At 67.1% G+C, this 12,451-nt stretch carries 13 protein-coding genes; 5 read left to right on the top strand and 8 right to left on the bottom strand.

Annotation, left to right across the window (positions count from 1 at the left end):
- Positions 1-112 precede the first annotated feature (112 nt).
- Both AC07NF_RS01130 and AC07NF_RS01125 read left to right on the top strand, forming a co-directional pair.
- Positions 113-718 carry a hypothetical protein gene (locus tag AC07NF_RS01130; protein WP_494632358.1) on the top strand — a complete coding sequence of 202 codons (606 nt, stop codon included), beginning with the start codon at positions 113-115 and terminating at the stop codon, positions 716-718.
- 39 nt (positions 719-757) lie between these two features.
- Positions 758-1,735, top strand: a complete 978-nt coding sequence (locus AC07NF_RS01125) for an endonuclease/exonuclease/phosphatase family protein (RefSeq protein WP_494632360.1) — start codon at positions 758-760, stop codon at positions 1,733-1,735.
- A gap of 54 nt (positions 1,736-1,789) precedes the next feature.
- On the opposite strand, the gene AC07NF_RS01120 is transcribed toward AC07NF_RS01125, so the two are convergent.
- The 3 genes from AC07NF_RS01120 to AC07NF_RS01110 form a co-directional block, all read right to left on the bottom strand.
- Positions 1,790-2,257 (bottom strand): peptidylprolyl isomerase, encoded by a 468-nt coding sequence (locus AC07NF_RS01120; protein ID WP_454716738.1) that lies wholly within the window; start codon positions 2,255-2,257, stop codon positions 1,790-1,792.
- A 91-nt stretch (positions 2,258-2,348) separates the two neighbouring features.
- Entirely contained in the window at positions 2,349-3,167 is an 819-nt protein-coding gene (locus AC07NF_RS01115; RefSeq protein ID WP_492811492.1) for a peptidylprolyl isomerase, read from the bottom strand.
- 2 nt (positions 3,168-3,169) lie between these two features.
- The gene (locus tag AC07NF_RS01110; protein ID WP_494632365.1) at positions 3,170-4,003 is read right to left on the bottom strand and encodes a peptidylprolyl isomerase; all 834 of its coding nucleotides are present in this window, start codon (positions 4,001-4,003) and stop codon (positions 3,170-3,172) included.
- 377 nt (positions 4,004-4,380) lie between these two features.
- Between AC07NF_RS01110 and AC07NF_RS01105 the strand changes: the two genes are divergently transcribed.
- Positions 4,381-4,956 (top strand): glycosyltransferase family protein, encoded by a 576-nt coding sequence (locus AC07NF_RS01105; RefSeq protein WP_492811495.1) that lies wholly within the window; start codon positions 4,381-4,383, stop codon positions 4,954-4,956.
- A 165-nt stretch (positions 4,957-5,121) separates the two neighbouring features.
- Here AC07NF_RS01105 and AC07NF_RS01100 read toward each other — a convergent pair whose 3' ends face one another.
- The 3 genes from AC07NF_RS01100 to gyrA form a co-directional block, all read right to left on the bottom strand.
- The gene (locus AC07NF_RS01100) at positions 5,122-5,736 is read right to left on the bottom strand and encodes a hemerythrin domain-containing protein (protein ID WP_494632370.1); all 615 of its coding nucleotides are present in this window, start codon (positions 5,734-5,736) and stop codon (positions 5,122-5,124) included.
- A gap of 83 nt (positions 5,737-5,819) precedes the next feature.
- Positions 5,820-6,311 carry a pantetheine-phosphate adenylyltransferase gene (coaD, locus tag AC07NF_RS01095; protein WP_492811498.1) on the bottom strand — a complete coding sequence of 164 codons (492 nt, stop codon included), beginning with the start codon at positions 6,309-6,311 and terminating at the stop codon, positions 5,820-5,822.
- Positions 6,312-6,341: 30 nt separating this feature from the next.
- On the bottom strand, positions 6,342-9,101 hold the full coding sequence (gene gyrA / locus AC07NF_RS01090) for a DNA gyrase subunit A (protein WP_494632375.1): 2,760 nt from the start codon (positions 9,099-9,101) through the stop codon (positions 6,342-6,344).
- Between the two features lie 124 nt (positions 9,102-9,225).
- Between gyrA and sodC the strand changes: the two genes are divergently transcribed.
- Both sodC and AC07NF_RS01080 read left to right on the top strand, forming a co-directional pair.
- Positions 9,226-9,750: a superoxide dismutase[Cu-Zn] gene (gene sodC / locus AC07NF_RS01085; RefSeq protein ID WP_494632378.1), complete on the top strand. Its 525-nt coding sequence runs from the start codon at positions 9,226-9,228 to the stop codon at positions 9,748-9,750.
- Positions 9,751-9,752: 2 nt separating this feature from the next.
- Positions 9,753-10,232, top strand: coding sequence for a hypothetical protein (locus AC07NF_RS01080; RefSeq protein WP_494632382.1), 480 nt, complete (start codon positions 9,753-9,755; stop codon positions 10,230-10,232).
- Here the strand turns inward: AC07NF_RS01080 and AC07NF_RS01075 are convergent.
- On the bottom strand, positions 10,222-11,133 hold the full coding sequence (locus AC07NF_RS01075) for a DMT family transporter (RefSeq protein ID WP_494632385.1): 912 nt from the start codon (positions 11,131-11,133) through the stop codon (positions 10,222-10,224). The genes AC07NF_RS01080 and AC07NF_RS01075 overlap by 11 nt on opposite strands.
- A gap of 32 nt (positions 11,134-11,165) precedes the next feature.
- Positions 11,166-12,428: an adenosylmethionine--8-amino-7-oxononanoate transaminase gene (locus AC07NF_RS01070; protein WP_494632390.1), complete on the bottom strand. Its 1,263-nt coding sequence runs from the start codon at positions 12,426-12,428 to the stop codon at positions 11,166-11,168.
- Between the last annotated feature and the right edge of the window lie 23 nt (positions 12,429-12,451).

Here is a 12,451-nt window from a genome sequence, read left to right as displayed (position 1 = left end):
GCACGATGGACCGAGGACGTCAAGACATACGCCCTCACGCGAGCGCGATGGACAACCCTGGCGATACACGGGCATGGTTTCGGATAACGATACTCTTCGGGGGAAGAACGCCATGAAACGCCTGCTGATCCCAGCGCTCGCGCCGCTGCTGCTGCTCGCCGCCTGCGAACAGAAGACCGCCGCGCCGCCTGCGCCCGCCCCGGCCGAGGAGCGCACCGTCGCCACGCCGGCCACCTCGACCGCTGCCGAGACGGCCTTCAAGCATGACCCCGCCGTCGAGCTGACCGGCTTCTATTTCACAGAAACGCCTGTCCAGGCCGGGAACTGGAAACTGACCTCGCTGGACATCGGCCAGCCGTCCGATTTCGTCGACTGGGAAGCGGGCAAGCGCACCGAAACCTATGCGCCGATCTTCCTGGCCTTCGACGACGTCACCAGCCCGACCGCCGAGAACGAACTGGGCCGGACCTATCACAAGGTCAGCCTGCGCCTGCTGCCCGACAGCTACAGCGTCGACGGCAAGACGGTGCGCTACCACGCCAACGACAAGCGCCTGGGCGAGGTGGTGCTGGAGCTCTATCCGGACCTGGCCGCCTACAAGAAAGCCCGCTCCAGCGGCCCGAACGACGGCGTGCAGAAGCCCGTCTTCACCGGCTCCTTGCAGATCGGCGCCGAGCGGATCCGCAATCTCAGCTTCTCGTACCACCCCGGAGAGTAAGCGACGCTTCCTTCATGGAAGGCGTGCTATGGGCGGATCATGCGCCTGATCGTCCAGCTCTTGAGTCTTCTCGTCCGTGGTACGGCCCTGATGCTGGGCCTGGTCGGGGTCGGCATGGCCATCGCTTGCCTCGGCGGGGCCTGGAGCGACCGGTTGGATGCCTTTACCCACGCCGCCCCGCTGTGGCTGATGATGGGTGTCGGCGCGGTCGTGCTGGGCGGGATCTTCGCCCGCGGCGGCGAGCGCTGGGTGATGGTGGGCTTAGGGACGGCGACGCTGCTGGCCTGCTCGGTGCTGATGCTGCCCGAGCTGTGGGCGTCATGGCGCTTCAAGCCCGCGACGCCGGCCGCTAGCGACCTCAAGATCGGCCAGTTCAACGTCTGGCACGACAACCAGACCGCCGAGAAGAGCCTGGCCTGGATCCTGGACCAGGACGCCGACGTCGTGATCATCGAGGAAGGCGCCGGGGAGTCCTGGCCGACCATCCAAGCGCTGAGAAAAGCCTATCCGTTCGCCTCGTGCGACAAGGTCAGCCGCTGCGAGACCTGGATCTTCTCGCGCAAGAAGATGCTGGCGCGCGGCGGCATGCCGGCCGAACGGCCCTATCTGTCCGGCGCCTGGGCGACCCTGGCCGACGCCAAGGGGCCGTTCACGGTCACCGGCGTCCACTATACCTGGCCCGTGCCGCCCGGCCTGCAGCAGGCGCAGAGCCGCAAGCTGGTGAAGCTGGTCTCCGGCTTCGACCGCAAGAGCGCGATCGTCACCGGTGATTTCAACTCGACCCCGTGGTCGTTCACGCTGAAGCGTCAGGACAAGGCGCTGGGCCTGCGCCGCTGGACCCGCGCCATCCCCTCGTGGCCGGCCAGCAAGTTCTCGCGCGTCATGGTCGCCCCGGCCCCGTTCCTGCCGATCGACCACGTCTATGCGGGTTCGGAATGGCACGCCGTGAACGTCGAGCGCGGCCCCGCCCTCGGCTCGGATCACCGCCCGATCGTGGTCACCCTGCGCCGCAAATAGAAACGGCCCCGGACGAGGTCCGAGGCCGTTCCCAAAATCAGGTCGCTGGAACGCTTAGGCGTCGGCGGCGATCTTGGCGCTGACGATCTTGCCCGGCGCGCGCGGCGGCTCGCCCTTGGGCAGCGAGTCGACGTGGTCCATGCCTTCGGTCACCTGGCCCCAGACAGTGTACTGCTTGTCCAGGAAGGTGGCGTCGTCGAACACGATGAAGAACTGGCTGTTGGCCGAGTCCGGGTTCGGGGTGCGGGCCATCGAGACCACGCCGCGCACGTGCGGCTCGTCGTTGAACTCGGCCTTCAGGTCCGGCTTGTCCGAACCGCCGCGGCCGGTGCCCGACGGATCGCCGCCCTGGGCCATGAAGCCCGGGATCACGCGGTGGAAGACGACGCCGTCATAGAAGCCCTCGCGCACCAGTTCCTTGATGCGGGCGACGTGGCCCGGGGCCAGGTCGGGACGCAGCTTGATGGTGACCGGGCCGGTCTCGAGCGTCAGGATCAGGGTGTTTTCGAGGTCGGCCGACATGGTCTTCCCTTGGATGGAAAATGTGTGATCGCGCTTCTAGCGCGGTTCACGCCCATCTGTGAACCAAGTTTGGCCCGGAAAACGGTAGTCGCTAACGAACCTGCGCCGGCGGATCAATGTCGCAGACCGAGAAATCCGCGCCCTTCAGGGCCCGCAGGCGCTGGGTCTCGGCGGCGAACCACGGCCCCTTGGGGTCGATCACCCGGATCTTGGGGCGTTCGTTCTCGGGGATGTCGCTCAGCAGGCGGACCTTCTGCATCAGGTCCTGCGGCGCGGGCACGGGCTCGCCGGTCTTGATGGCGCGCACCGCCTCCAGGCCGCTGATCACCCGACCGAAGGCCGTGTAGCGCTTGTCCAGCGACGGATAGGGTTGGCGCATCAGGAAGAACTGGCTGTTGGCCGAGTTGTTGTCCTCGTCGCGGGCCATGCCCAGCACGCCGGGGCAATAGGTCCCCCAGGCCGAGACCTTCTTGTCGCTGGTCGCCTCGGCCCAGCTCCAGGCCTGGCTGACGACCGGCAGCGACTTGATGAAGCCGACTTCCAGCCCGGCCGGCGCGGCCATGGCCACGAACGGCGTCGCGGCGGTGCGACGGAAGGTGAACTCGGCCTTGAGGTTCGGGCGGTCCGTGCCGCCCTCCCCCGTATTGGTCGGATCGCCCGTCTGGGCCATGAAGCGATCGATGACCCGGAAGAAGGTCCGGCCGTCATAGATGCCCGCCCGGGTCAGGTCCTGCAGCCGCGCCACGTGGTTGGGCGCGACCTCGGGGACCAGCTCGACCAGCACGCGGCCCTTGTTGGTGTCGATCACCATCACCGTCTCAGGCGCCGGCGTGCGCCAGTCAGCCTCGGTGGGCTTGGCCGGCGCGGCGGTCGCCAAACCGGCGGCCATGAGGGCGATCGCGAGGCTCATGGTCACTTCACCTGCACGGGAACGTCGACGTCGCAGTTGGTGAAGCTGCCGCCCATCTCGGCGCGGCGCTTGTCGACCAGGGCCTTGAAGGCGGCCGAGCCGGTGTTCATCACCTGGATCGACGGACGCTTGTCGGCCGGCAGGTCGGCCAGCAGCTTGACGCTGATCATCTTGTCCTGCGGGTCCGGCACCGGCTCGCCGGTCTTGATGGCGCGAACGGCTTCCAGGCCCTGCAGCACGCGACCAAAGGCCGTGTACGTCTTGTCCAGCGAGTCGTTGGCCTGGCGCATGAAGAAGAACTGGCTGTTGGCGCTGTCGGGGTCGCCGGCGCGGGCCGCGCCCAGGACGCCCGGACAGAAGTTGCCCCAGGTCGCGACCTTGCGGTCGGCGGTCATCACGGCCAGGGCCGAGTTCTGGCTGGTCACCGGCATCACGCCGACCCAGCCGGCCTCGTTGGTCCCGACCTTGTAGCTCTGGGCCAGCGGCGTGTCGGCGCCGCGGCGGAAGGTGAACTCGGCTGTCAGGTTGGGCTGGTCCGAGCCGCCGATGCCCGTGTTCTGCGGATCGCCCGTCTGGGCCATGAAGTCGTTGATCACGCGGAAGAAGGTCAGGCCGTCATAGAAGCCGCTCTTCACCAGGCTCCGCATGCGCTCGACATGGTTCGGCGCGGCCTGCGGATAGAGCTCGGCGATGATCCGGCCCTTGTTGGTCTCGACGACGATGACGTTATTCGGATCGGGTGTGCGCCAATCGGCGGCCGTTTGGGCCGAAGCCGCCCCAAAGGACGTCGCGGTGGCGGTAAGCGCCAGCACGGCGGCGGTCATGGCGAGCTTCATCGAATTCCCCGAACTGGATAGGCCGGGTGGGCGTAGAACGACACGGCCTCCCCGACAAGTGCGACAGCCCTTGAACCGCACGATTCCGGCCGCTTCGGGGCGACGTCGGACGATCACCGCCGATCGCGAGGATCGGCCTCCCCTCGCCGCGATCATGAACAAAAAGAAACTGGACCTTACGCCGGGGTGCGTGCCACCTGCGCCAACCTCAAGGTGAGACGAGTAGAGTCTCGCCACTAATATTGGGTGCGTATATGCGAATTCTCGTCGGGACTCCGACGTATAACGGACAGCTCACTACTCCGTATACGTCATCATTGCTGGGACTCTCCAAACTCCTTGGCAACAAGATGGAGTGGGCGACGACGAATGGCACCTTGATTGCGTTCGCGCGCAACGCCCTGGCCAGCCGTGTGCTTGAAGAAGACTTCAGCCACCTGCTATTTATTGACTCTGATGTCAGTTTTCAGCCCGAAATCGTTCAACGTCTGATCGAGTTCGACCAGCAGATCGTCGGCGCGGTCTATCCGCAGCGGACGATCGACCAGCAGCGCTTCTTCCACCAGGCCCGAAACCGCGCGGACGCCAACTCCGCCTGGGCCACGGCGCTCAGCTTTCCGATGACCCTGGAAACCCCACACGTCTCGCGCGGCGACTTCTATCGCGCCGAGACCATCCCGGCCGGCTTGATGCTGATCAAGCGCGAGGCGCTGGAGAAGATCCGCCAGGACTATCCCGACCTCTACCGGTCGGCGGCCGACAGCTACTACCAGTCACAGGGCCTGAAGAACGTCCTGCAGTGCTTCGACCCGGTCTACGAGCCGAACGGCGTCGCCATCGGCGAAGACCTGTCCTTCTGCCGCCGCTGGCGGGACAAGGGCGGCGAGCTGTGGACGATCTTCGACGACACGGTCGGCCACTTCGGCCCGTTCCTGTTCCGCGCCCGCCTGTAATCCTTAGAGCTTCCCCATCACCGATCATCCTCGCGAAAGCGGGGATCCAAGCTGGTTTTCAGGATGAGGTGAGACCGAGCGACAATCCTCTGACTCGGCTTGGATCCCCGCTTTCGCGGGGATAGTCGGGTCTGGAGGTAGCCGAAGGACAAATGGCGATCGGTCCTAGTCCTTGAGCTTGATCTTCTTTTCGATCACGGCACTGGCCTTCTCGGCCTTCTTGCGGCGCTCGAAGACCTGACGCATGTGGCGCACGTCGCTGGCGCTGAGGTGCTCCTGCGCGGCGACGAACTGCTCCTGCTCTTCCTCGCGGATGTGATGGAGGTACTCCTCCTTCAGCCCCGCGAACCGGCGCAGCCAGCCGGGCGAGCCCATGTCGCGGGCCGCCAGGTCGGCCAGCATGTCGTCGATTTCCTTGTGCTCGGAAATGGCGTGGCGGGCGAAGTCGGTGGTGGCCGGATCGCGCAACACCGACGACCACAGCGCCTGCTCCTCGGCCGCCGCATGGGCTTTCAGCTCACGCGTCAGCTCTTCGAACAGGGTCCGGCGGTCTTCGGAGACGCCGTGAGTTTCCTCGATCATGGCCAGCAACGCGCGGTGGCGGTCATGATCCTCGACCAGGCGGCCGAAGACGTCCGGGTCGCCCCGGAACGTCGTCTTGGGCGTGCTGCCGATGCGTGCGGCGATGTTCGGCGCGATCGCCTTGGCCTTGGCGATGGCCTCGGCCTTGGCGTCGTGCTCGCGGCGGGGGGTTGAGACGTCCTGCGTGTGGCCCGGCATGGCTTGGCTCCCTCTGGGACGAGCCGCAGGTCACGGCCCGTCGTTCAGGACGCCTACGCGGGGGTCCGCCAAAAGGTTCCGCTTTAGCCCTTGCCGACCTTGGCCAGCAGTTGCTCGGCCACGCCGGCCGGGACGAACTTGCCGATGTCGCCGCCCAGGGTCGCGATCTCTTTCACCAGCCGCGAGGCGATGGCCTGGTGACGCGGGTCGGCCATCAGGAAGACGGTCTCGATCTCGCGGTCCAGCTGCTGGTTCATCGCCGTCATCTGGAATTCGTATTCGAAGTCGGCCACGGCCCGCAGGCCGCGCACGATCATCTGGGCGTTCACCTCGCGGGCGAAGTGCATCAGCAGGCTCTCGAACGGCCGGACCTCGATCTGGGCGATCTTGGTCAGGTGCGCCGTCTCGCGCTCCAGGATGGCGACCCGCTCGTCCAGCGTGAACAACGGACCCTTGCCGCTGTTCACCGCCACGCCGATCACCAGCTTGTCCACCAGCTTGACGGCCCGCCCGATGATGTCGAGGTGACCGTTGGTGACCGGATCGAAGGTCCCCGGATAAAGCCCAACCCGCATGCAGCCCCCTTCCTCTAAGGGTTCGAGGGGTTACAGGGTCTCTTCCGCCCCGCTGTCCTCGCCCTGGTTGTCGTCACCGCCGGAATCGGCGAGGCGCTCGACGCTGACGACGTGCTCGTCTTGCGCGGTGCGGAAGATGGTTACGCCTTGAGTATTCCGCGCTGCAACACGAATTTGCGAGACCGGCACCCGAATAAGTTGACCTTGATCAGTTACCAGCAGGATCTGGTCGCTTTCGTCGATCGGGAACGAGCCCACCAGACGACCGCCGCGCTTGGAAAGGTCTTGCGCGGCAAGGCCTTGGCCGCCACGGCCGGTGCGGCGGAAGTCGTAGGCGCTGGTGCGCTTGCCGAAGCCCTCCGACGATACGGTCAGCAGGATTTCCTCGGCCGCGCCCAGCTCGGCGATGCGTTCCGGCGTCAGCGAGGCCTCACCGACCTCCTCGTCGCCTTCATCCGCGGACGTCGAGACATCCTCGCCCTCTTCGCCATCGGCGGCGCGCAGCATGGCGCGCTGGTGCTTGAGGTAGGCGGCGCGTTCGGCCGGGGTGGCGTCGACGCTGCGCAGCACGGCCATCGAGATGACGGTGTCCTCGCCCGCCAGCTTCACGCCGCGAACGCCCGTGGAGTCACGGCTGGCGAACACACGCACCTCGTCGACCGAGAAGCGGATGCAGCGGCCGGCCGCCGTGGTCAGCAGCACGTCCTGGTCGGCGTTGCAGACCGAGACGCCGACGATGCCGTCGCCTTCGTCCAGCTTCATGGCGATCTTGCCGTTGCGGCGGACGTCCACGAAGTCCGACAGCTTGTTGCGACGCACGCTGCCCGAGCGGGTCGCGAACATCACGTCCAGGCCGCCCCAGGTCGCTTCGTCCTCCGGCAGGGCCAGAATCGAGGTGATGGTCTCGCCCGGCTCGATCGGCAGCAGGTTGACGAACGCCTTGCCGCGCGAATTGGCGACGCCTTGCGGCAGACGCCAAACCTTCAGCTTGTAGACCTTGCCGCCCGAGGTGAAGAACAGCAGCGGCGCGTGGGTCGAGGCGGAGAACACGCGGGTGACGGCGTCCTCGGTCTTGGTCGCCATGCCCGACTTGCCTTTGCCGCCCCGATGCTGGGTGCGGTAGTTGGCCAGCGGGGTGCGCTTGACGTAGCCGCTCATGGTGACGGTGATGACCATGTCCTCGCGGACGATCAGGTCTTCGTCTTCCATGTCGGCGTCGCCGTCGACGATCTGGCAGCGGCGCGGGATGGCGAACTTCTCGCGGACCTCGACCAACTCCTCACGAACCACGGCCATGATGTTGGCGCGGTCCGACAGCAGCTCCAGATAGCCGCGGATGGCGTCGGCCAGGGCCGTCGCCTCGTTGCCGATCTCGTCACGGCCCAGGCCCGTCAGACGCGACAGGGTCAGGGCCAGGATGGCGCGCGCCTGTTCGTCGGTCAGGCGGATCAGGCCGCCGCCTTCCTGGATCGTGCGCGGGTCGGCGATCAGCTCGACCAGCGGCAGCATGTCGCCGGCCGGCCAGGACTTGGCCACCAGACGCTCGCGGGCCTCGGTCGGGTCCTTGGACGAGCGGATGATGTGGATGAACTCGTCGATATTGGCGACGGCGATGGTCAGGCCGACCAGCACGTGGCCGCGGTCGCGAGCCTTGCCCAGCTCGAACTTGGTCCGGCGGACGACGACTTCCTCGCGGAACTCGACGAACAGCTGCAGCAGCTTGTGCAGGCCCATCTGTTCGGGGCGGCCGCGGTTCAGGGCCAGCATGTTGACGCCGAACGAGCTTTGCAGCGCCGTGAAGCGGAACAGCTGGTTCAGGATCACCTCGCCCGAGGCGTCGCGCTTCAGCTCGACCACGATGCGCATGCCGTCGCGGTTGGACTCGTCGCGGATGTCGGCGATGCCTTCGAGTTTCTTGTCGCGGACCAGCTCGGCGATGTGCTCGACCAGGTTGGCCTTGTTCACCTGATACGGGATCTCGGTGATGATGATGGCTTCGCGGCCGGCGCGGATCTCATCGACGGTGGCGACGCCACGCATGATGACCGAGCCACGGCCGGTCAGCAGCGCCTGGCGCGGGCCCGCGCGGCCGATGATCTCGCCGCCGGTGGGGAAGTCGGGACCAGGCACCAGGTCCAGCAGCTGGTCGGTCGTCACGTCCGGCTGGTCGATCAGCAGCAGGCAGGCGTCGATGATCTCGCCCAGGTTATGGGGCGGGATGTTGGTGGCCATGCCGACGGCGATGCCGCCCGCGCCATTGACCAGCAGGTTGGGGATCCGCGACGGCAGGACGGTCGGTTCCTGCTCCTTGCCGTCGTAGTTGTCGGCGAAGTCGACCGTGTCCTTGTCCAGATCGGCCAGCAGCGACATGGCCGGCGGGGCCATGCGGCATTCCGTGTAACGCATGGCGGCCGGCATATCGCCGTCGACCGAACCGAAGTTCCCTTGGCCGTCGATCAGCACCAGACCCATCGAGAACGACTGGGTCATGCGGACCAGGGTGAAGTAGATCGAGGCGTCGCCGTGCGGGTGATACTTACCCATAACGTCACCGACCACGCGGGCCGACTTGACGTACGGACGCTCGGGCGTCTGCCCTTGCTCGTGCATCGAGAACAGCACCCGGCGGTGCACGGGTTTGAGACCGTCGCGCGCGTCCGGCAGGGCGCGGCTGACGATGACGCTCATCGCATAGTCGAGGTACGAACGACGCAGTTCGTCTTCGATATTGATCGGGGCGACATCCCCGCGAGAACCGTCAGCGGGGATAGTGTTTTGATCGTCGCTCAAGGGGATTTTTCGCCGTCAGAATCGGACACGGAACCGTCGAAAAGGGTTAGCATTTCAAGGACGGCGGCGCCACCTTCACCGGTGCAGGAACCCCAGCCTCCGGTTGATTCAGAAGGAATAACGCATGCGTAGCCTCCCCATCGCGACTGCCCTGAGCCTTGCCGCCTTGATCGCCGCCTCTCCTGCCCTGGCCCAGACCACCGCGACCGCCGTGGTCAAGACCGGTGACGGCAAGGACGCCGGCGTCGTGACCGCTACCGAAGCGCCGCACGGGGTGCTGCTGAAGCTGGAGCTGAAAAGCCTGACGCCGGGCTGGCACGCCATCCACTTCCACGAGAAGGGCGACTGCGGCGCGCCGGACTTCAAGTCGGCCGGCGCCCACGTCCACACCGCCGCGACGACCGTGCACGGCCTGCTGAACCCGGACTCCAATGACAGCGGCGACCTGCCCAACGTCTTCGCCGGCGCCGACGGCGCGGCCACGGCCGAGGTCTATTCGACTCTGGTGTCGCTGAAGGGCGCGGGCGGCCGTCCCGCCCTGCTGGACGCCGACGGCAGCGCCATCGTCGTCCACGCCAGCCCCGACGACCACAAGACCCAGCCGATCGGCGGCGCCGGCGCTCGCGCCGCCTGCGGGGTGATCAAGTAGTCATGCGCACCTGGCGGCTGTCGCTTCTCGCTGTTCTGCTGGCCGCGACGGCCGCCTGTCATGACTCCAAGGGGGACAAGGAGGCCAAGCCGCCTCCCAAGGCTCCAGCTTCAGCCTCGACGGAGCTCGTCTCGCTGGCCTGGAAGCCGGCGGACGCCAACCAGAACCTCCAGTCCTTCGAGCTGACACTGACCGGGGCCGAGATCGTCTCGGTCTGCAAGAAGCCGCCCGGCTGGATCATCGACGCCTCAGGCGCGGCAATCAAAGGCTATGCGACGGTCGGCGCGGGGTTTGTCAGCATCGAACATCTGGACGATCTGGAAGGCCTCTTCCTGATCCGCCCCCACGGCCAGCCGCTGGGCGTCAGCGGCAAGCTGCTCACGGGCGTCTATGCCGATGACGGCGAACAGAGCGAGCTCACCGCGACGCCGGCCCTGCTGAGCCGTCAGCCGGCCGCGCAGTGCCCACCGCTCAAGGGTTAGCGGTCTCGACCACCGCTTCGGCCGCCTTGGCCCGCTTCTCGGTCAGGGCCACCAGCGCCACGCCGACCATGGTCGCGCCGCCGCCGATCAAGAGCTGGGCGGTCAGCTTGTCGTCCAGGAACAGGATGCCGATCGTGCACGACACCAGCGGCGTCAGCAGGAAGTAAGGCGTCACCCGCCCGGGCTCGCGCTTCTGCACCAGCCAGAACAGCAAGGCGCTGGCGCCGATGGTCGAGACCACGCCGGCGAACAGCACGCACAGCCAGGCGATCGGCGGCGCGGCCTGCATCTTGGCGACCTGGTCGTGCTCGAACAGGAACGACATCGCCAACAGGGTCGGCGCGGCGACCAGGGCGGTCATGCCCTGCATCTTCAGCGGCTTGATGCCGGGTGTCTTGCGCACCAGCACCGTCGCCACCGCCCAGCAGGCGCCGGCGAAGACGATCAGCGCGATGGCCGGCAGGTCGCCGGCCGCGTGCGGGTCCAGGCTCATCCAGGCCACGCCCAGGAAGGCGATCCCTAAACCGATGACGGCCGGCGGACGCATGGTCTCGCCCAGCATCCGCCAGGCGAAGATGGCCGTGAACGGGATCCACAGCTGGCTGGCCACGACCAGCGGGCTCAGGGCGTCGGCCATGCTGAAGGCGACATAGATGACGCCGAAATGGATCGGCCCGGTCAGCAGCACGATGGTCAGCAGCTTCTTGGGCTCAGGGAACGGCGGCCGCACGAACGGGAACAGGAAGGCCAGGGCCGAGGCGAAGCGCAGGCCGCCCATCAGCATCGGCGGCAGATAGGCCGTCGCCACCTTGGCGGCGGCGTTGTTGATCCCCCAGGTCAGGATGATCGCCAGGATGGCGAGATATTCCACGACCGTAAGCGGCGACGACTTGGAGGACATGGCCGTGCTTGGACCACCCCTCGCCTGGAAAATCAATTCACGCCGACGACCTTACGGACGGCGGAGGTCAGCAGCTCGAGATCCGCGTTCGACGTCGTGAAAGCCGGGGTCAGGTAGATCACCTTGCCCATCGGCCGGATCCAGGCCCCCAGTTCGGCGAAACGGGCGCAGAGATCGCCGACGGCCACGGGCGCGTCGAACTCGACGACGCCGATCGCACCCAGGACGCGGACGTCAACGACGCCCTTGCCCGCCCGGCACGGCTCCAGCCCTTGCGCCAGCGCCGCCGAGACCCGCGCCACGTCCTTGGCCCAGCTCCCGTCCTCGAACAGGTCCAGCGAGGCGTTGGCCGCCGCGCAGGCCAGCGGATTGGCCATGTAGGTCGGGCCGTGCATCAGCGCCGCGCCCGCGTCGTCGGACCAGAAGGCCTCGAACACCTTGCGCGAGGCCACCGCCGCCGACAGCGGCAGGGTGCCGCCGGTCAGGGCCTTGGACAGGGTGACGATATCAGGCTCGATCCCCGCCGCCTGCATGGCGAACAGGGTCCCGGTGCGGCCAAAGCCGGTGAAGATCTCGTCGAACACCAGCAGCACGCCGTGCTTGTCGGCCAGGCGGCGCAGGGTGCGCAGCACCTCCGGCGGATGCAGCAGCATGCCGCCCGCGCCCTGGACCAGCGGCTCGACCAGGATGGCCGCGATCTCGTGGCCGCGCGCCGCCAGCAGCGCATCCAGCGCCACCTCACCGGCCGTATCGCGCGGCAGGTCGGCGATCACCTGGGCGGGCATGACGCCGGCGAACAGGCTGTGCATGCCCTCCTCCGGGTCGCAGATGGTCATCGTCGCCAGGGTGTCGCCGTGATAGCCGCCCCGGAAGGCCAGGAACTTGGTGCGCCCCTTCACGCCCCGATTGATCTGGAACTGCAGCGCCATCTTCATGGCGATCTCGACCGAGACCGAGCCGCTCTCGGCGAAGAACACGTGGTCCAGGTCGCCGGGCAGCAGCTTGGCCAGCCGCGCCGCCAGGCGATAGGCCGGCTCATGCGCCAGGCCACCGAACATCACGTGCGGCATGGTCTCGATCTGCGCCCGCAGCGCGTCGGCGATGTGCGGATGGTTGTAGCCGTGGCAGGCCGTCCACCACGAGGCCAGGCCATCGACCAGTTCGCGCCCATCGGCCAGCACCAGCCGCGAACCCTTGGTCGCCACGACCGGCAGCGGCGGCCGCGCGGTCTTCATCTGGCAATACGGACGCCAGACATGCGGCGCGCCGGCGGTAAGCCAGTCGGGTTGGGTCATGACGCTTTCCGTTTGCGGACTCG

It is taken from the genome of Caulobacter sp. GW821-FHT10A06, from assembly GCF_059415805.1.
Note: the sequence above shows the minus strand (reverse complement) of the source record. Positions and strands in the feature narration are given on the sequence as shown.

Coding starts and splice junctions, on each gene's coding strand:
- AC07NF_RS01130 (WP_494632358.1), top strand. CDS start 113: ATGAAACGCCTGCTGATCCCAGCGCTCGCGCCGCTGCTGCTGCTCGCC.
- AC07NF_RS01125 (WP_494632360.1), top strand. CDS start 758: ATGCGCCTGATCGTCCAGCTCTTGAGTCTTCTCGTCCGTGGTACGGCC.
- AC07NF_RS01120 (WP_454716738.1), bottom strand. CDS start 2,257: ATGTCGGCCGACCTCGAAAACACCCTGATCCTGACGCTCGAGACCGGC.
- AC07NF_RS01115 (WP_492811492.1), bottom strand. CDS start 3,167: ATGAGCCTCGCGATCGCCCTCATGGCCGCCGGTTTGGCGACCGCCGCG.
- AC07NF_RS01110 (WP_494632365.1), bottom strand. CDS start 4,003: ATGAAGCTCGCCATGACCGCCGCCGTGCTGGCGCTTACCGCCACCGCG.
- AC07NF_RS01100 (WP_494632370.1), bottom strand. CDS start 5,736: ATGCCGGGCCACACGCAGGACGTCTCAACCCCCCGCCGCGAGCACGAC.
- coaD (WP_492811498.1), bottom strand. CDS start 6,311: ATGCGGGTTGGGCTTTATCCGGGGACCTTCGATCCGGTCACCAACGGT.
- sodC (WP_494632378.1), top strand. CDS start 9,226: ATGCGTAGCCTCCCCATCGCGACTGCCCTGAGCCTTGCCGCCTTGATC.
- AC07NF_RS01080 (WP_494632382.1), top strand. CDS start 9,753: ATGCGCACCTGGCGGCTGTCGCTTCTCGCTGTTCTGCTGGCCGCGACG.
- AC07NF_RS01075 (WP_494632385.1), bottom strand. CDS start 11,133: ATGTCCTCCAAGTCGTCGCCGCTTACGGTCGTGGAATATCTCGCCATC.
- AC07NF_RS01070 (WP_494632390.1), bottom strand. CDS start 12,428: ATGACCCAACCCGACTGGCTTACCGCCGGCGCGCCGCATGTCTGGCGT.